Raw genomic sequence first — 17,146 nt, 5'->3', positions numbered from 1 at the left:
GGCCCTCCCGCGTCCGGGCCGGTCCGGGCGCCACCGGGCCCGGACGCTACCGGGCCAGCACCGCCAGCAGCGCGCCGAGCAGCAGGAACGGTCCGACCGGGAGGTCGAGCCCGCGCACCGGGCGCCGACGGGCCAGCGCGACGGCGGCCCGCAGGATCGCCCAGAGCCCGGCGAGCACCACCGCGGCGAACAGCCCGCCGACCGCCACCGGCCAGCCGTACCAGCCGAGCAGCCCGCCCAGCGCGAACCCCAGCGGGGAGTCACCCGGGCCCAACGCGCCGATCCAGACCGCCAGTTCGAGCAGCGCCCCGACCGCGAGGGCCACCAGCAGGCAGCGCAGCAGCACCCCCGGGCGCCCCGCCACCAGCGCCGCCACCGACAGCAGGGCGGCCACCCCGCCGGCCAGCGGCAGGGTCAGCCGGTACGGCAGCCGGCGCACCCTGGCGTCGACGAAGCCGAGCACCACGCCGAGCCCGGCCGCCCAGCCCAGCGCCGCGGCCGACGGCCCGTCCGCCGCGTACGCCAGCCCGGCGGCGACCACGGCCGCCACCAGCTCCACCGACCAGGCCCCCGCGCCCAACCGCTCCCGGCAGCCCGGACAGCGCCCGGTGGGCGGCAGCAGCCGCACCTCGTGCCCGCACAACGGGCAGGCACCGCACCAGGGTTCGCCCTCCGGCACGGCGAACCGGGCGACCAGCCCGCGCAGCAGCGGAGCCACCAGAAATCCGGCCAGCACCGCACCGACTGCGGCTACCATCACCGGCGCACCCCCTTTTCGATCAACGCCCGCACGTCCGTGCGGCACCCGGGGACCGGGCTGGGCGCACCGACCACATCATCCAACGGGGGAACGACCATGACGAAGACCCAGTCCATCCGGAGAATCGCGGCCGGCCTGCCGGCGGCGGCGCTCGTCCTGGCGCTGTCGGCCTGCGGGCCGGACAACGCCGACCCGGCGGCCGCCCCGAGCGCCCCGGCCGCGCCGCCCACCGGCGCCGCCACGGCTCCCGGCGCCCCGACCGGCGCCGCGGCCCCCACCACCCCGAGCGCCCCGGCGGCCCCGACCACCCCGGCCGGACCGCAGCCGTCCGTCACCGCCGGCGGCAACAACGTCACCCAGGTCAGCTACGACCGCCCGCTGCCGCTCGGCAGCGCCGGTCGCTACGTCGGCAAGAGCTCGGTGGTGGACGCCGCCGCGGTCTCGATCGTCAAGGGCACCGCCGCGGAGATCGCCCCGTTCAACCTCCCGTCGACGACCACCAGCGGCAAGACGCCGTACTACGTCACCGTCTCCTTCACCAACCGCACCGGCGCCCCGCTGGCCGAGGACGCCTACATGATGCGGGTCTGGGTGAAGCCCAAGGACCACTCGGCGGGCGCGCTGCCGGCCGCGACCCTGCAGAAGGCGATCCCGCAGTGCGACACCCGGTCGCTGGTCACGCTCGCGGACGGGCAGTCCGTCAAGCTGTGTGCCGTCTATCTCGTCCCGAACGAGGCCCCGCCCAGCTTCCTCACGTACGGGAACATCCTGGACACCGCGCCCCTGGTTTGGAAGGTCGGCTGACACCCCCGCCTGCCGATCCAAGGAGGCCGCTACGGGCGGTCCGGTGCGCGTCCCGGGACGCGCACCGGAGTGCCCGGAGGTGCCCCTAAAGTAGGCAGGCATGCAGGTCATCCAGTCCAGCAAGCTCGCCAATGTCTGCTACGACATCCGCGGCCCGGTACTCGACGAGGCGATGCGGCTGGAGGAACAGGGCCACCGCATCCTCAAGCTCAACACCGGCAACCCCGCCGTCTTCGGCTTCGAGGCGCCGCCGGAGATCCTCCAGGACATCCTGCGCAACCTCTCGACCGCGCACGGGTACGGCGACTCCAAGGGCCTGCTCGCCGCCCGCCGCGCCGTGGTCATGCACTACGAGGACCGCGGCCTGCACGGGCTGAGCGTCGAGGACGTCTTCCTCGGCAACGGCGTCTCCGAGCTGATCCAGCTGGCCATGACCGCCCTGCTGGACGACGGCGACGAGGTGCTCGTCCCGGCGCCCGACTACCCGCTGTGGACGGCCTCGGTCTCGCTGGCCGGCGGCACCGCGGTGCACTACCGCTGCGACGAGCAGGCCGAGTGGTACCCGGACCTCGCCGACATCGAGGCCAAGGTCACCGACCGGACCCGGGCCATCGTGGTGATCAACCCGAACAACCCGACCGGCGCGGTCTACCCGCGCGAGGTGCTGGAGGGCATCGTCGAGATCGCCCGCCGGCACCGGCTGGTGGTCTACGCGGACGAGATCTACGACAAGATCCTCTACGACGACGCCGAGCACATCCCGCTGGCCACCCTGGCACCCGACCTCTTCTGCGTCACCTTCAACGGCCTGTCCAAGGCGTACCGGGTCGCGGGCTTCCGCTCCGGCTGGATGGTGCTCTCCGGCGACCGGCAGCGGGCCCACAGCTACATCGAGGGCCTGGCCGTGCTGGCCTCGATGCGGCTGTGCGCCAACATGCCCGCCCAGCACGCGGTGGCCGCCGCGCTCGGCGGGCGGCAGTCGATCCGCGACCTGGTGCTGCCCGGCGGGCGGCTGCTCGCCTCGCGCGACGCGGCGTACCGGCTGCTCAACGAGATCCCGGGGGTCAGCTGCGTCAAGCCCAAGGGCGCGCTGTACGCGTTCCCGCGGCTGGACCCGAAGGTCTACAAGATCAAGGACGACGCCCAGATGGTGCTGGACCTGCTGCGCTCCCAGCGCATCCTGCTGGTCCAGGGCACCGGCTTCAACTGGCCCGAGCCGGACCACTTCCGGCTGGTCACGCTGCCCCGGGCGGAGGAGATCACCGACGCGGTGACCCGGATCGGCGACTTCCTGAGCGGCTACACCCAGCCGTAACGCCGGAACAGCTGCACGCAGCCGCAACCGCAGCCGCGACCCCCGCGCCCGGCGCGCGGGGAAAAGCACTACGGCCGGAGTCCCGGCCCGGGCGGTCTCCTTGGTCGGGGAAAGACCGTCCGGGGGAACTCCGGCCGTCCTGTCACTCGGCGGGCGCGCGGTTCGTGCCGCGCGACCGCCTCTCGCTCTGCTGAGGCTCAGGCTCAGCCGAGACGCGCGACGAGGCTCCGGTACTCGTCCCACAGCTCCTTCGGGGTGTGGTCGCCGAACAGCTCCAGGTGGGCCGGCACCAGCGCGGCCTCCTGGCGCCAGATGTCGGCGTCCACGGTGAAGAGCAGGTCGAGGTCCTCCTTGGACAGCTTCAGGTCGCCGAGGTCGAAGCCGTCGACGGTCGGCAGCACGCCGATCGGGGTCTCGACGCCCTCGCCGGTGCCCTCCAGGCGCTCGACGATCCACTTGAGGACGCGGCTGTTCTCGCCGTAGCCCGGCCAGACGAACGCGCCCTCGGCGTTCTTGCGGAACCAGTTGACGTAGTAGATCTTCGGCAGCTTCGCGGCGTCCGCCTGGGCGCCGACCTTCAGCCAGTGGGCGAAGTAGTCGCCCATGTTGTAGCCGCAGAACGGCAGCATCGCGAACGGGTCGCGGCGCAGCTCGCCGACGGTGCCCTCGGCGGCGGCGGTCTTCTCGGACGCGATGTTGGCGCCGAGGAAGACGCCGTGCTGCCAGGTGAAGGACTCGGTCACCAGCGGAACGGCGGTGGCGCGGCGGCCGCCGAACAGGATCGCCGAGATCGGCACGCCCGACTGGTCCTCCCACTCGGGGGCGATGGTCGGGCACTGCGCGGCCGGGACGGCGAAGCGGGCGTTCGGGTGGGCGGCCGGGGTGCCGGACTCGGGGGTCCAGTCGTTGCCGCGCCAGTCGGTGAGGTGCGCCGGGGGCTCCTCGGTCAGGCCCTCCCACCACACGTCGCCGTCGTCGGTCAGCGCGACGTTGGTGAAGACCGTGTTGCCCCACAGGGTGTCGATGGCGTTGGCGTTGGTGTCCACGCCGGTGCCGGGGGCGACGCCGAAGAAACCGGCCTCGGGGTTGATCGCGTAGAGCTGGCCGTCGGCGCCGAAGCGCATCCAGGCGATGTCGTCGCCGATCGTCTCGACCTTCCAGCCCGGGACGGTCGGCTGGAGCATCGCCAGGTTGGTCTTGCCGCAGGCCGACGGGAAGGCGGCGGCGACGTACTTGACCTCGCCGGACGGCGGGGTGAGCTTCAGGATCAGCATGTGCTCGGCCAGCCAGCCCTCGTCACGGGCCATGGTCGAGGCGATGCGCAGCGCGTAGCACTTCTTGCCGAGCAGCGCGTTGCCGCCGTAGCCGGAGCCGAAGGACCAGATCTCCCGGGTCTCCGGGAAGTGCGAGATGTACTTGGTGCTGTTGCACGGCCACGGCACGTCCGCCTGGCCCTCGGCCAGCGGGGCGCCGACGGTGTGCACGGCCTTGACGAAGTCGCCGTCCTCGCCGAGCTGGTCCAGCACCGCCTTGCCCATGCGGGTCATCACGCGCATCGACACGGCGACGTAGGCGGAGTCGGTGATCTCGACGCCGTACGCGGCCAGCGGGGAACCGACCGGGCCCATCGAGAAGGGCACGACGTACATCGTGCGGCCCTTCATCGCGCCGCGGAACAGTCCCTTCTCGCCCTGGAAGACCTCCCGCATCTCGGCCGGGGCCTTCCAGTTGTTGGTCGGACCGGCGTCCTTCTCCTGCTCGGAGCAGATGTAGGTGCGGTCCTCCACGCGCGCCACGTCCGTCGGGTCCGAGGCGGCGTAGTAGGAGTTGGGGCGCTTTTCCTCGTTGAGCTTCTTGAAGGTGCCCTGAGCCACCAGCAGGTCCGCGAGGCGCTGGTACTCCTCGTCGGAGCCGTCGCACCACTCGACGCGGTCCGGCTGGGTGAGCTCGGCGATCTCGTTCACCCACGCGAGCAGGCGCTGGTGGCGGGTGGGCGCGGAGGCGCTGAGAGCAGAGATCTCGTACGACACGATCGCTCCGTTTCACACCATCTCGGCGAGGAGGTGGCGTAGCGGGGGTCTGAGGGTGCTTGCAGCGTAGCTCCGGCTTCGACGCCAAACTGAGGCACAGCGTCGAAATTGACTCATCTTTTACTACAGTAAGTACGATTACCGGCCAGTAATAGGTCGCCCACATCCCGGCCCGGACACCTTCGCGGGCGCCTCGAATACTCCAAAACGTCCAAGAGTGATGATCGCCACTTTCCTACGCGTCAGTAACCTACGGCCCCGTAGGTAGCGGGTAGCATGCTGCGCATGACTGCTGAGCTCGTCGAGAGCACGGAGAACGAGGGCGCGGAGAACGAGGCCTCGGGACGCAAGCCGAAGTGGCGCGGCTGGCTGCACGCCGGGATGTTCCCCGCCACCGTCGCCGCCGGGATCGTGCTGATCTGCCTGGCCGACTCCACCCCCGCCAAGATCGCCTGCGCGATCTACTCGATCAGCGCCTGGCTGCTGTTCGGGGTCAGCGCGGTCTACCACCGCTTCGACTGGGGCCCGCGCGGGGACGCCGTGCTGCGGCGGCTGGACCACGCGAACATCTTCCTGATCATCGCGGGCACCTACACGCCGTTCACGATCCTGCTGCTCAAGGGCGCCGACCAGCAGGTGCTGCTCTGGGTGGCCTGGGGCGGCGCGCTGGCCGGAATAGCGTTCCGGGTGTTCTGGGTCGGCGCGCCGCGCTGGCTGTACACGCCGGTGTACATCGCGCTCGGCTGGGCCGCCGCCTTCTTCCTGCCGGACTTCCTGCACGCCGGCGGCGTCGCCGTCCTGGTGCTGATGATCGTCGGCGGAGTGCTCTACAGCATCGGCGGCGTGGTGTACGGGCTCAAGCGGCCCAATCCGTCACCGCGCTGGTTCGGCTTCCACGAGGTGTTCCACGCCTTCACCCTGGGCGCGTTCATCGTGCAGTACGTCGGGGTCTCACTGGTGGCGTACAGCGCGGCCGGCTGAACCCGGCGCGCCACGGCGGGCGGCCGCGCGGTCCACGGACCGGGCGACCGCCCGTTCCGCTGTCCAGGGGCGCTCGTACGGCGCCCGGCCCTGCGGGCGGCGCGAGTACGGCGGGTGGTCCGCCGCGCCGGCCTCCGGCCACGGCTCCACCGCCGGCCCGGCGGTGCGGCCGCGCGCCTGCCGGGCGTCCAGCGCCTCGCGGGCCCGGCGGCAGCGCTCGCAGTGCGCGGCGTCCGGGGTGACGGCCGACGGCCGGTGCCCCCGCGGGGCGGCCGGCCGGTGGAGCGCCCGCCAACGGCGACCCACGTAGACCATGAGCAGCAGCACCTCGACCCCGGCGACGACCAGGACCAGCATCGCCCCGTTGATCAGATAGGCCGCGACCACGGCGAGCGCGGACGCCACCACCACCGCCGCACCCCACACCTGGGCGCTCGACTCCCTGCCGGCCATTCGACTCCCCTTTCCCGGCGCCGGGCTCGTGGTCGGCTCCGGCCGCCCCACCCCTTCTCCGCTCTCGGCACGCGTCAGTCAGCACTGACCGATTGCCACATGGTATCTACCGTCCGTCACCCGGAGCTGCCCCCGGGCGGCGAACGACAGATCAACGTTGCGTCAATTCCTTGTGCGGAAGCATTACTTCCAGGACACACCACGCAGCGCGCCCGCTCGGCTACAGGTTGACGCGCCGGGGCCGCACGCAGCACGGCGGGGCCCGGCTGTATCAGCCGGACCCCGCCGCATGTCTCGCATGGCGTACGTGTCGTGCACGTCACACACGTCGCACACGTCGTGCATGTCGTGCATGTCGTACCCGAGAGGCCCTACCCCCGTCGGACACCCGCCCTGCGCCGCACGGCCGCACCCGCGCCCACGAGCGCGGTGACGCCCAGGGCCGCGGCCGCCGTCACGGCCGGCAGCGCCGAACCGCCGCCCGCCGCCCGCTCCCGGTCGGCCGCCAGCTGGTAGCCGCCGCCCTTGCCCTCCCGGTCGTACGCCGAGCCGGGCAGCTTGTCCCCGTACCGCTCGTGCACCAGCTTCTGGTACGCGGCCAGCGACACCCCGCCCGCGCCCACCGAGCGCCGGGCCTCGTCGTCCAGCGGCAGCACCCGGCCGTCGCGCAGCACGTACCAGGCGTTCACCTGCGGCTCGCGGAACGCCGTACCGCCACCGCCGCCGGCCGCCTTCGCCGCGTAGTCGCTCTCGTCACCACCGGAGGCGATGTTGACCACCCGCCAGGAGTCGCCCTGCCGGATCGTCCACACCGAGGCCGTCTGCCCGTCCGCCGCGACCACCTTGCTCGCGGTGAACTCGGCCTTCGCCACCGGCGCACCCGGGGCGCCGGCCACGAAACCCGCGTCCAGGGTGTACACCGGCACGGTGTCGCCGGCCAGCCGCGGCGCGGCCGCGCTCGCCGCCTGCGCCTCCTGCGCCGCACCGATGGTCAGCTGCTGGGTCGGCGGGACGCCCTTGCGGGCGAAGAAGTGGCCCACCTTGTCGAGGACGGCCTGGTCCTGGACCACGCCACGAGCGTTCGCCAGGTCCGCGGCGGGCACCGGCACCGGGGCGCCGGCCGGCCCGTCCGCGTGCGCGGCCGGGGCCAGCGCCAGCCCGAGGCCGGCGGCGAGCAGGGCGGTGACGGCGGCCCGACGGGCCTTTCCGAGGTCAGTCATGGTCACCCTCACGCGCCGATCCGGTACAGGGAGTGGGTCCACGAGAACGTGTTGTTGTTCACGTAGTAGTTGTAGTCCGCCCAGTTGTAGCGGTAGTTGGACGGCCACGGGTCGCCCCAGTACACCCAGTTGCTGCTGGTGTCGTAGCCGTAGACGACGTGCATGTGCCCGCCGCCGGAACTCCACTGGATCCGGGTCTCGATCGGCCGGTTCGCGTCCACCTCGGACTGCACGGTGCTGTAGCGCAGGTAGCCGGTGACGTACGAACCCGGGTTGATGCCGGCCCAGTCCAGCCCGTTCTGCACATCGGCCAGCGAGGCCTGGCTGTTGGGGCAGCTGGAGTTGGCCGAACGGCCGAACGCGGCGTTGCAGAACTGGTTCTGGCTGTAGTTGTAGCCGAACCAGGTGGCGATGGTGTTCCCGCTCGCCGCCCAGCACCAGTTGGTCTGCTGTTGCTGCTGCATGGTGATGTTGAGTTTCTTGAACGTGCCGGCCAGATCGGCCGTGCTGCCGGGCGCGGCAGCCTGGCGAACCTGCGCCGGGGCGCGGTCCTGGACGGGAGCGAGGCCTTGGGCGGGGGCGGCGAGCGCCGGAGCGGCCGCCACCGCGGTCAGCGCCGGGCCCAGCACGCCGAGGGCGAGCAGCGAGACCGCGCGGCGCAGCCGTATCCGTGGAACTGGCATGGGGGAAATGCCTCCTTGCACAAGCGGAGCGAGGTGCTGTGTGGGGGCGCGGTCCGGATCGCGCCATGAGCATCCCGCCACCCTCGGAGGCCGGTCAACGACCCTAAGGACCACCACAGTTCAGGTGTGAACGACCGGTCACAGGTGTGAACGCCACCCCGAAAACCCCCGCGTGGCACACCAGGGCCGGTGACAAACCGCCGCCCTGATGTGAATATTCACGGTCAAACACGGTCTGCCCGCACCCGTCCCCCAGGAGGCCGTCATCCACCGCACCGACCAGGCCGACCTCACCGCCGCCCTCCGAACCGGCCCCTTCCACCTCGCCCTGCGCACCGCCATCGCCACCCGCGGCCTCGCCCTCCACCGCATCCGACGCCACCTCGCCCTGCGCGGCGTCCACGTCGGCCTCACCAGCCTCAGCTACTGGCAACAAGGCCGCCGCCGCCCCGAACGCCCCGAATCCCTCCGCGCCGTCGCCGCCCTCGAAGACGTCCTCGACCTCCCCGAACACTCCCTCACCCGCCTGCTCGGCCCCCGCCGCGCCGCCGACACCACCCCCGCCGGCCCACCCGTACGCCCCTACCGCGACCTCATCTCCCCCGCCACCGCCGTCGACGACCTGCTCGCCACCATCGCCGGCCCCCGCGACACCGGCCTGCACACCATCACCCACATCGAACGCATCCGCCTCGGCCCCGACCGCCAACTCGCCCGCCGCGACTCCCAACACGCCCTCCGCGCCCACCGCGACGGCATCGACCGCTACCTCGCCCTCTACCAGGGCGACCCCGGCAGCGACATCACCCGCGTCGGCGTCCGCGCCGAAGAGAACTGCCGCCCCGGCCGCATCCGCCGCGACCAGACCCACCACCTGCTCGTCGCCGAACTCCTCCTCGACCGCCGCCTACGCGCCGGCGACACCCACCTCCTCGGCTACGGCTTCGACGACACCCCCTCCCCCGACCCCAGCTGCGAATACGTCCGCGGCTTCAACTCCGGCGCCGGCCAGTACGTCCTCCAGATCACCTTCCACCCCGCCGCCCTCCCCGTCCGCTGCCACCGCTTCGCCCTCCACTCCCCGGGCGAAGCCCCCTACGAGACGGAGGAACTGACCCTGGACGGCCACCACTGCGTCCACCTGGTCGCAACGGCACTGCGACCGTGCCTGCTGGGAATCAGGTGGGACTGGGAGTGACGGGGGGCGGCGTCAGTGCGACCAGTACGGGTCGTCGACCACATCGACCTTGGCGTCGAGCGATGTTCGGACGAGCGGGGGCACGGGCTTGTACTCATGGGCGGTCTGGTACAGCACCCCGATGGCCTCTGCCCTGAACGTCACCAGGTAGCTCGAGTCTTGCTGGGCCCTCGCGTAGAACGTCAGGAACGTCTCCCCACCCACGTCTCCCATACCCCGCAGGGCCTGAGTCTCATCGGCGGGGTCCGACCGATCGACCACCCGGCTCCCAAGTGCCTTCCAGGCTTGGGTCACCTGATCCATCAAGGTCGGCAGTTTTGCCCGCGAGACCGCGGTCCGCACGGTGACGATCTCGGTGACGGCCGAACCCATACTCCGCTCGCCGTCCCAGAGATCGTCCTCCCTCCGCACCTCGAACTCTGCCCCCGCATAGGTGAATGAAGGCGAAACTCCATCCATGGTGGCGCGCAGGGCATGGTCGATCCGGCCCTTCCCCTCGCCTGTCCCCACCCGGCCCGATCGATCGGCCAACGCCAATGGCCCGTACCCGTTGGCGAACAGCACCGCACCGAGGGCCACCGTGACGACGAACGACAGCACGATCGAGCCGATCACCTTCCAGCGGGTCGTCATCGGCCCTCCGTCAGGTGAACGTCGTCGGCCTTGCCCGTCACGATCGAGGCGATGTTGCCCAGCGAGGGGCCGCCGGTCTCCGGGGCCAGGTACTTGGTGTGCATCCCGAAGTCCTCCCAGCTCCACGACTTGCTCCAACCGTCGACGGTGAAGCGCTTGGCCCCGAAGGACTCGCTCGCGGGGTCTCTCCCGTACCAGAGGTCGTGCGGGTCGGCACCGACCAAGCCGCCGAAGGGCCAGGGCACCGTCGCGGCGTTCGCCGAGGGGATTTGGGTGACCGGGTCGTTGCCGGCCGCTCCCGCCCACACATGTCCGGCGGGCATCCCCAGGTCCGAGGCGTGTGTCACGCCGACACCGGGACTGCCGATGATCACCACGTCGTCCGGCAGCGTGTAGTTCCCCTGGTGGGCGGCCATCTTCGTGGCCTGCCCGACGAGGAGCGAGCCGTAACTGTGCCCCATCGAGGTGATGTGCGGGCCCTGGCCGCTCGTATTGGTCGCCCGGAGCCCGGTGACGAACCTCGCGTAATCGGGTGCACCCTTGACCGCCCGCTCGGGCGTGGCCGCTTTGATGTCGATGTCCGGCGGGTCGTAGCCGAGCCAGATGATGGAGGCCGCCGATCCACCGGGCTTGATCTTCTTGTTGGCCTCTCGCCAGACGTTCAACGCGTTTTCCGACTCGTTGGTGCCGGGCGTCGTGCCTGGCTTCGCCGCGCCGAGCGAATCGGGGGTGGTCGTGATCCCGGGCACGTAGGAGGAGATGTCGGTGGCGGTGTCGGGGTTTCCGAAGGACAGGATCGCGCGGCCTTGGCCTTCCGCTCCGACGCCGATCAGGTAGGTGGGTGGCCGACCGTCCTTCGCCTGGGAATCCTGGGCGAGGCGCTCTTGGATGGGCTTGAGCTTCTGGTATTCCGCCTCTTCTTCCTTCGTCCGGTTCCTGCCTTCGAGTTCCCTCATCCGCTTGTCCAGGTACGTCTGGTTGACCCGGTCTCGCACCTCCACCGGGACCCCGTCCAGGTTTCCGATGTTCTCCGGGTGGTGGTCGATGTACCACTGCCGGCCCGCCGGGTCGAGGCCGTTCCACCAGTTGTTGACCTCCGTCGGGGGCGCCCCCACGGCGGGCATGTCCCTGAGGTAGGGGGAGCCCGGGCTGTTCGCGGCCTTCTGGTCGGCCTCGGCGACGGCGAGGGTCAGCCCCGACTTGCTGGTGGCGTGCTGGGTGAAGCCCTTGAGCAGCCCCGCCAGGGTCTGGTCGGCCGCACTCGCCTCCGTGATGGCGGCATTGATCCGCTTGGCGACGTCCTCGGCCGCCGTCTTCTGTTTCGTCTCCCAGGTGGCGTCCACGGGGCCGGTCGCCGGGGGCCAGCTCACCGTCCCGGTGTCGCTGACCGCCAGTCCCTTGGCGGTGGCGTCGACGAGGGCCTGCCGGAGTTTCGACTGGGCGAGCCCGAAGAGGTCCGCGTGGTCCCGTAGGGTCTGGCCGATGGCGGCCAGTTCGGTTTCGGCGGCGTGCAGTTGGCTGGTGGTGCCGTCCAGTGAGCGGAAGGCGGCGTCGGCCGCCGGGCCGGTCCAGCCGGATCCGTGGACCCGGTCGGCGGTACCGCTCTTCCAGTCGGCGGTGTGCTGCGTGTACGCCTTGTGCAGCGCGTCGTAGGCGTCCGCCGCCGTGTGCAGGTCCTCCGGCTTGGCGTTCTTCAGGCTCGCGAGATCGAGGCGGTTCTCCCCCGCTTGCCGATCCGTGTCAACCATGAGTGCACCCCCCAGTACTCGCCGCTACCATAGCCCACGACCGACATCGGACGTCCGGGGGGACATCGTGCCGAGCGACCCAGGATTCACCGTCAAACCGGGCGAGTTGACCGCGGCCGGGAACAGCGCGCTGACCGTCGCCGGGAAAGTGCCCGACGAGACCGCGAAGTTGGCCGAGCCGAGCGCCAAGGCGGCCGGGAGTCTGGCGGGTTGGCAGAGCGGGGCGGCGTTGCAGGGGTGCGGTGCGGCCTGGAAGGCGCTGTTGGACGGCCTGGCCGGTGACATGAGGTCGGCCGGCGGCAATCTGCTGACCTGCGCGCAGACGTATGTGAACGCGGACCATCTGCCGGCACCCGTCGCGACTTCGGCCGCCGACCCCTTCAACACGAAGGTGGTCGGCGGCCGTCCGGTCGACTACGCGTGACTTCCGTCCTGCGTCGTGAAGTCCAGGGTCAGGCAGTCCTCGACCGGCCGGTAGCCGATCTGCTGGTAGATGGAGTTGCTGGTCGGGTTGGCGAGGTCGGTGTAGAGCAGGACCTCGGCCGCCCCCTGGGCGAGGGCGTGTGCGGAGGCGGCGGCGGTGACGGCGCTGGCGTAGCCGCGTCCGCGCTGGTCGGTCGGGGTGTAGACGGGGCCGATGCGGGACATGCCGGCGATCACCGGGCTGCTGCCGGCCAGGGCGACGGGGCGGCGGCCGTCCTCCCACAGGTGGAGGCCGCCGGTGGCGATCCGGTCGTCGACGGCCTGGGGGATGTTGGGCAGGTCGACCCCGGCTTCGACGAGGAACTCCTCGTACCAGCGGATCGCCAGTTCGCGGTCGGCCGGTGTGGCGGGTCGGTGGTGGCCGGCGGGCGGACGGGGCGGGTCGGTCAACTCGCCGAGCCGGTAGAGCCGTTCGTTGAAGCGGACGGACTGGTCGGCGCCGGTGGCGGCGGTCCAGGCCGCGGCGAAGGCCCGGACCGCGTCCGCGCCTCCGCCGACGCCGGACACCTCGGTGAACTCGCTCCCGGCGGCGGCCAGTTCGACCGCCAGCTCGGCTGCCGCCGCCGGCGTGCAGGAGAGCCGGGGGCTGAACGGCGGCGTCTGGAGGAAGGCTCCTTCGACCGGGCCGCCGTCCACCGGGCGCCACCAGCCGAAGACCGGTGGCCGCTGCCCGAACACGTCCAGGCCGCGTTCGGCCAGCCGGTGGACGACCGTGAGCAGGACGGTGCTCTCGGCCGGGCGGGCGGCGAGGAACTCTTCCGCGTGGCGCCGGAAGTCGTCGAACGAGCTGCTCAAGGTCCAGGTCATGGCCCATTCTGGCCCGGCCGCGCCCCTCCCACCAGCGGATTATTCGACGACGACGCCCAGCCGCTCGCCGAGGACTGCCGGGTCGGTGGTCGGCGCTTCGCAGGCGAAGTGCCGGCAGACGTAGGCGGCGGGCGCTCCGCCGACCAGCGGCCGGTCCGCCAGCAGCGGCACCTCCGCACCGCCGTCCTCCACTGAACCATCCGCTGGGCCCGCCGGCGAGCCCACCGCGACGACCGCCCCGGGCGCGGTGCCGAGCAGCGCGGCCCGGCGCAGTGCGGCGGTGGCCGGGTCGTCGGCCGGGCCGACGACGGCGACTTCACGCGGCCCGTCGAGCAGCGCCTCGGCGACGGCGAGGCCCCAGCCGATGAACCGGGGGGCCCGGGACGCGAGCGCGCCGACGATGCCGAGGGCCCGTTCGGCGGCCGTCCGGTGCCGGTCGGAGCCGGTGTAGGCGGCGTAGGTGAGCAGGGCGCCGGCGGCGGCGGTCCAGCCGGACGGGGTGGCGTTGTCGGTGGGGTCCTGGGGGCGCCGGATGAGTTCCTCGGCGTCGTCGGCGGTGTCGTAGAGCGCGCCGGAGGCCTCGTCGGTGAAGTGCTTGAGCACGGTGTCGAGGAGTCCGCCGACCAGTTGCAGCCAGGCGGCGTCGCCGGTGACGGCGTACAGGGCCAGGAAGCCCTCGGCGGTGTCGGCGTAATCCTCCAGGACGCCCGCGTTGGTGCCGGCCCGGCCGTCGCGGGAGGTGCGCAGCAGCCGGCCGTCGGGGGTGAGGTGGACGGCGAGCAGCAGGTCGGCGGCGCGTTCGGCGGCCTCGACGAGGTCGGGGCGCTCCAGGAGGGCGCCGGTCTCGGCGAGGGCGGCGATGGCGAGGCCGTTCCAGGCGGCGACGACCTTGTCGTCGCGGGCGGGGGCGGGCCGCCGGGTGCGGGCCTCGAACAGCCGGGCGCGGATGGTCTCGTACTCGGCGAAGTCCTCGGGATCGACGAGGAGTTGGAGGACGGAAGCGCCGTGTTCGAAGGTGCCGCCGGCGGTGACGGTGAACAGCCGGGCGGCGGTGGCCGCGTCGGCGGGGCCGAGCAGGTCGACCAACTGGCCTGGCTCCCACACGTAGTAGGCGCCTTCGGTGGACTTCCCGGTCTCCTCGTCGAGGCTGTCGGCGTCCAGCGCGGACGCGAACGCGCCTTCGGGGGTGCGCAGTTCGCGCAGCAGGAAGTCGGCGGTGGTCAGCGCGGTCCGGCGGGCCAGCGGGGAGCCGGTGGCCCGCCACAGGTGCAGGTAGGCGCGCAGCAGCAGGGCGTTGTCGTACAGCATCTTCTCGAAGTGCGGCACGACCCAGTCGGCGTCGACCGCGTACCGGGCGAAGCCGCCGCCGAGTTGGTCGTGGATGCCGCCGCGGGCCATCGCCTCGCCGGTGCGGACGGCCATCTCCAGGGCCGCCTCGGAGCCGGTGCGGGCGTGGTGGCGCAGCAGGAACTCGACGACCATGGCCGGCGGGAACTTGGGCGCGCCCCCGAAGCCGCCGTGCCGGCCGTCGAACTCCCGACTGAGGGCGACCAGCGCCTGGTGCAGATCGGCGCCGGCGGGCGGGTGGTGGGCACCGGCCGAGTAGACGGCGGCACGCTCGGCGAGGTCGGCCCGGATCCGCCCGGCGACCTCCGCGACCTCCTGCCGCCGGCCCCGCCAGGCGGCGTCGACGCCTTCCAGCACCTGCCGGAAGGACGGCATCCCGTGCCGGGGCTCGGGCGGGAAGTAGGTGCCGAAGTAGAACGGCTCCTTGTCGGGCGTGAGGAACACCGTCATCGGCCAGCCGCCCTGCCCGGTGGCGGCCTGCACGGCCTCCATGTAGACGGCGTCGACGTCGGGCCGCTCCTCCCGGTCCACCTTGACGGCGACGAACCGCTCGTTCAGGTACCCGGCGACCCCGGCATCCTCGAAGCTCTCGTGGGCCATCACATGACACCAGTTGATTTGTCGTCAGAAGCGGTAACCAATGGCAGGATGCGTACCCTACCGAGAGGAGGATGGGTACGTCCCGCCTTGCTGCTTCTGACATCGCCTCCTCTCCCCACTCCCACCAGTCCACAGGATTGGTGGCGTGCTGCTGGAGATACGGCGACTGGGCGTGCACCAGTCGATTCACCATGGGAGCAGTATCCCAGACCCCTGGCCCACCGCTCGGATCGTTCTGCCAACACGCCGAGACGCCAACATCCAAAGCCGTCGACACACCTTCAGGGCACAGGACGCAGGTTGCGCCACTGGTGTCCCACCGCTCACGAGGACGGCGTGTCGGCAACGGGTGAAATGAGGTTCTGGGTCACTTTCCGTGCTGGGCTGACGGAGCGTCACCGAAACCGCGATCATGAACGGTTGTGGCTGACGATCTCCTCCAAGACCTCTGGCTTCACCGGACTACTGACGTCGCGGTGAACTCCCTGACCATCCGCGCCGACCGCGTGACCGTTCACGCCACCGTGACCGGCGACGAGGCGGGCTGTCCGTCGTGCGGAACTGTCTCGACCCGGGTACACAGCAGCTACCTGCGGCGGGTGGACGACAGCGCGTCGGGCGGGCGTCGGGTGGTCGTCGAGTTACGGGTCCGCCGGTTCCGCTGCCCTGAACGAGCTTGCCTCCGGGGCACGTTCGTCGAGCAGGCGGCAGGGCTGACCTTCCGCCATGGGCGGCGGAGCCAGGGCCTGCAGACTGCGCTGCGGCAGCTCGCCCTGGCCCTGGCCGGCCGGGCCGGCTCCCGCCTGGCCGAGACCTTCGCGGTCCCGGTGAGCCGCTCCACGCTTCTGCGGCTGATACGCGCCCTGCCCGATCCGGCGCACTCGGTGCCGTGCGTGCTGGGCATCGACGAGTTCGCCCTGCGCAAGGGCCACGTCTACGCCACGATCCTGGTCGACATCGAGACCCGCCGCCCGGTCGATCTGCTACCCGACCGCACGGTCGCAACCGTCCGGTCCTGGCTGGCCGACCACCCGGGGGTCAAAGTCGTCTGCCGCGACCGATCGGCCTCCTATGCCGAAGCCGTACGGCTCGGTGCCCCGGACGCGATCCACGTCGCCGACCGATTCCACCTGTGGCAGAACCTCGCCGACGCGGTGGAGAAGACCGTGCTCCAGCACCGTGCCCTGCTGCCCGAACCAGCCCCTGCGGCCGAGTCGGTCCCGGCTGTCGCCTTGGCGCCCGTCAGCTCCGAGCCCCGCCGGACCGGCCGACTGTCCGACCGGGTCCGCGAACAGCACGCCGCCGTCCACGCACTCATGGAGGACGGGTTCAGCCTGCGCGTCATCGCCCGCAGACTGGACCTGGCTCGCGGCACAGTTCGCCGACTGGCCCGCGCGAAGGACCCCGACGAACTGCTCGTCGGCCGCTGGACGGGACGCACCAGCATCCTCGACCCCTACAAGCCCTACATCGACCAGCGTTTCGCTGAGGGTCACACGATCGCCCGGCGCCTGATCGAGGAGATCCGGCAGCGCGGATTCCCCGGGCAGGAACAGATCGTCCGCGAGTACGTCCGCCGGCTTCGAGCAGCGTTCCCGCACCAGGACCCGCCACGCCGAAAGCCCTCCGTCAGGGACGTGACCAGCTGGATCACCCGCCGCCCCGAACGCCTCCGCAGCGAAGAGGCCGAGCAGCTCAAGGAGCTTCTCGCCCGAGTCCCGGCGCTGGCCACCACCGCCGAGCAGGTCAGGGCCTTCGCCGAGCTGATGAACGACCGCCGCGGAAGCGAGCTCAAGGACTGGATCACACGCGTCCAGCAGGACCATGTCCCGGCCCTTCGCAGCTTCGCCAACGGTCTCCTGCAGGACCTCGATGCGGTCGTCGCCGGCCTGACCCTGCCCTACAGCTCCGGCGCGGTCGAGGGCCACAATAACAAGATCAAAATGCTGAAGCGGCAGATGTTCGGCCGAGCCAACTTCGATCTCCTACCCCTCTCTGTCAGCCTTGGGTGAGACATCCCGCTTTGTCGGGTTAGCCTGAGAGGGCCCGAGTAGGAGTTCCACCCCTGATGACCAGCACCAATC

At 71.5% G+C, this 17,146-nt stretch carries 14 protein-coding genes and 1 pseudogene; 6 read left to right on the top strand and 9 right to left on the bottom strand.

Going from position 1 to position 17,146, the window contains the following annotated elements; all coding sequences use genetic code 11:
* Positions 1 to 46 precede the first annotated feature (46 nt).
* On the bottom strand, positions 47 to 757 hold the full coding sequence (locus tag ACFVX9_RS21890) for a prepilin peptidase (RefSeq protein ID WP_387983115.1): 711 nt from the start codon (positions 755 to 757) through the stop codon (positions 47 to 49).
* A 99-nt stretch (positions 758 to 856) separates the two neighbouring features.
* Between ACFVX9_RS21890 and ACFVX9_RS21885 the strand changes: the two genes are divergently transcribed.
* Complete coding sequence (locus tag ACFVX9_RS21885; protein WP_387983075.1) at positions 857 to 1,564, top strand: hypothetical protein; 708 nt, start codon at positions 857 to 859, stop codon at positions 1,562 to 1,564.
* Positions 1,565 to 1,664: 100 nt separating this feature from the next.
* Positions 1,665 to 2,879 carry a pyridoxal phosphate-dependent aminotransferase gene (locus ACFVX9_RS21880; RefSeq protein ID WP_363372446.1) on the top strand — a complete coding sequence of 405 codons (1,215 nt, stop codon included), beginning with the start codon at positions 1,665 to 1,667 and terminating at the stop codon, positions 2,877 to 2,879.
* 203 nt (positions 2,880 to 3,082) lie between these two features.
* Here ACFVX9_RS21880 and ACFVX9_RS21875 read toward each other — a convergent pair whose 3' ends face one another.
* Positions 3,083 to 4,909 (bottom strand): phosphoenolpyruvate carboxykinase (GTP), encoded by a 1,827-nt coding sequence (locus ACFVX9_RS21875; RefSeq protein WP_350879979.1) that lies wholly within the window; start codon positions 4,907 to 4,909, stop codon positions 3,083 to 3,085.
* A gap of 276 nt (positions 4,910 to 5,185) precedes the next feature.
* Here ACFVX9_RS21875 and ACFVX9_RS21870 point away from each other — a divergent pair, with 276 nt between their 5' ends.
* A complete protein-coding gene (locus ACFVX9_RS21870; protein ID WP_380345602.1) occupies positions 5,186 to 5,890 on the top strand; it encodes a hemolysin III family protein in 705 nt (234 codons plus the stop codon).
* Here the strand turns inward: ACFVX9_RS21870 and ACFVX9_RS21865 are convergent.
* The 3 genes from ACFVX9_RS21865 to ACFVX9_RS21855 form a co-directional block, all read right to left on the bottom strand.
* The gene (locus tag ACFVX9_RS21865) at positions 5,861 to 6,343 is read right to left on the bottom strand and encodes a hypothetical protein (RefSeq protein ID WP_159398445.1); all 483 of its coding nucleotides are present in this window, start codon (positions 6,341 to 6,343) and stop codon (positions 5,861 to 5,863) included. The two genes, ACFVX9_RS21870 and ACFVX9_RS21865, sit on opposite strands and share 30 nt — an antisense overlap.
* Before the next feature lie 371 nt (positions 6,344 to 6,714).
* Positions 6,715 to 7,563, bottom strand: coding sequence for a hypothetical protein (locus tag ACFVX9_RS21860; RefSeq protein ID WP_387983073.1), 849 nt, complete (start codon positions 7,561 to 7,563; stop codon positions 6,715 to 6,717).
* Positions 7,564 to 7,571: 8 nt separating this feature from the next.
* Positions 7,572 to 8,246, bottom strand: coding sequence for a papain-like cysteine protease family protein (locus ACFVX9_RS21855; RefSeq protein ID WP_380377419.1), 675 nt, complete (start codon positions 8,244 to 8,246; stop codon positions 7,572 to 7,574).
* A 265-nt stretch (positions 8,247 to 8,511) separates the two neighbouring features.
* Here ACFVX9_RS21855 and ACFVX9_RS21850 point away from each other — a divergent pair, with 265 nt between their 5' ends.
* On the top strand, positions 8,512 to 9,444 hold the full coding sequence (locus tag ACFVX9_RS21850) for a hypothetical protein (RefSeq protein WP_380377427.1): 933 nt from the start codon (positions 8,512 to 8,514) through the stop codon (positions 9,442 to 9,444).
* A gap of 12 nt (positions 9,445 to 9,456) precedes the next feature.
* Here the strand turns inward: ACFVX9_RS21850 and ACFVX9_RS21845 are convergent, their stop codons facing one another.
* Both ACFVX9_RS21845 and ACFVX9_RS21840 read right to left on the bottom strand, forming a co-directional pair.
* Complete coding sequence (locus ACFVX9_RS21845) at positions 9,457 to 10,077, bottom strand: hypothetical protein (protein ID WP_380377417.1); 621 nt, start codon at positions 10,075 to 10,077, stop codon at positions 9,457 to 9,459.
* Complete coding sequence (locus ACFVX9_RS21840) at positions 10,074 to 11,825, bottom strand: alpha/beta hydrolase (RefSeq protein ID WP_380377415.1); 1,752 nt, start codon at positions 11,823 to 11,825, stop codon at positions 10,074 to 10,076. The genes ACFVX9_RS21845 and ACFVX9_RS21840 overlap by 4 nt, the downstream gene beginning before the upstream one ends.
* A 67-nt stretch (positions 11,826 to 11,892) precedes the next feature.
* On the opposite strand from ACFVX9_RS21840, the gene ACFVX9_RS21835 reads away from it, so the two are divergent.
* Positions 11,893 to 12,249 (top strand): hypothetical protein, encoded by a 357-nt coding sequence (locus ACFVX9_RS21835; RefSeq protein WP_380483556.1) that lies wholly within the window; start codon positions 11,893 to 11,895, stop codon positions 12,247 to 12,249.
* Here ACFVX9_RS21835 and ACFVX9_RS21830 read toward each other — a convergent pair.
* Together ACFVX9_RS21830 and ACFVX9_RS21825 are read right to left on the bottom strand one after the other, a co-directional pair.
* The gene (locus ACFVX9_RS21830) at positions 12,240 to 13,115 is read right to left on the bottom strand and encodes a GNAT family N-acetyltransferase (protein ID WP_380345612.1); all 876 of its coding nucleotides are present in this window, start codon (positions 13,113 to 13,115) and stop codon (positions 12,240 to 12,242) included. The two genes, ACFVX9_RS21835 and ACFVX9_RS21830, sit on opposite strands and share 10 nt — an antisense overlap.
* Positions 13,116 to 13,154: 39 nt before the next feature.
* Positions 13,155 to 15,255, bottom strand: a pseudogene (locus ACFVX9_RS21825) (thioredoxin domain-containing protein).
* A gap of 283 nt (positions 15,256 to 15,538) precedes the next feature.
* On the opposite strand from ACFVX9_RS21825, the gene ACFVX9_RS21820 reads away from it, so the two are divergent.
* Positions 15,539 to 17,074 carry an ISL3 family transposase gene (locus tag ACFVX9_RS21820; protein ID WP_387983071.1) on the top strand — a complete coding sequence of 512 codons (1,536 nt, stop codon included), beginning with the start codon at positions 15,539 to 15,541 and terminating at the stop codon, positions 17,072 to 17,074.
* The last annotated feature ends 72 nt before the right edge of the window (positions 17,075 to 17,146 follow it).

It is taken from the genome of Kitasatospora sp. NPDC058243, assembly GCF_042882025.1.
Taxonomy (GTDB): Bacteria; Actinomycetota; Actinomycetes; order Streptomycetales; family Streptomycetaceae; genus Kitasatospora.
Note: the sequence above shows the minus strand (reverse complement) of the source record. Positions and strands in the feature narration are given on the sequence as shown.

Excerpts from the sequence above, each read along its gene's own strand:
- ACFVX9_RS21890 (WP_387983115.1), bottom strand. The coding sequence starts at position 757 with ATGGTAGCCGCAGTCGGTGCGGTGCTGGCCGGATTTCTGGTGGCTCCG.
- ACFVX9_RS21860 (WP_387983073.1), bottom strand. The coding sequence starts at position 7,563 with ATGACTGACCTCGGAAAGGCCCGTCGGGCCGCCGTCACCGCCCTGCTC.
- ACFVX9_RS21870 (WP_380345602.1), top strand. The coding sequence starts at position 5,186 with ATGCTGCGCATGACTGCTGAGCTCGTCGAGAGCACGGAGAACGAGGGC.
- ACFVX9_RS21855 (WP_380377419.1), bottom strand. The coding sequence starts at position 8,246 with ATGCCAGTTCCACGGATACGGCTGCGCCGCGCGGTCTCGCTGCTCGCC.
- ACFVX9_RS21830 (WP_380345612.1), bottom strand. The coding sequence starts at position 13,115 with ATGACCTGGACCTTGAGCAGCTCGTTCGACGACTTCCGGCGCCACGCG.
- ACFVX9_RS21845 (WP_380377417.1), bottom strand. The coding sequence starts at position 10,077 with ATGACGACCCGCTGGAAGGTGATCGGCTCGATCGTGCTGTCGTTCGTC.
- ACFVX9_RS21885 (WP_387983075.1), top strand. The coding sequence starts at position 857 with ATGACGAAGACCCAGTCCATCCGGAGAATCGCGGCCGGCCTGCCGGCG.
- ACFVX9_RS21880 (WP_363372446.1), top strand. The coding sequence starts at position 1,665 with ATGCAGGTCATCCAGTCCAGCAAGCTCGCCAATGTCTGCTACGACATC.
- ACFVX9_RS21840 (WP_380377415.1), bottom strand. The coding sequence starts at position 11,825 with ATGGTTGACACGGATCGGCAAGCGGGGGAGAACCGCCTCGATCTCGCG.
- ACFVX9_RS21865 (WP_159398445.1), bottom strand. The coding sequence starts at position 6,343 with ATGGCCGGCAGGGAGTCGAGCGCCCAGGTGTGGGGTGCGGCGGTGGTG.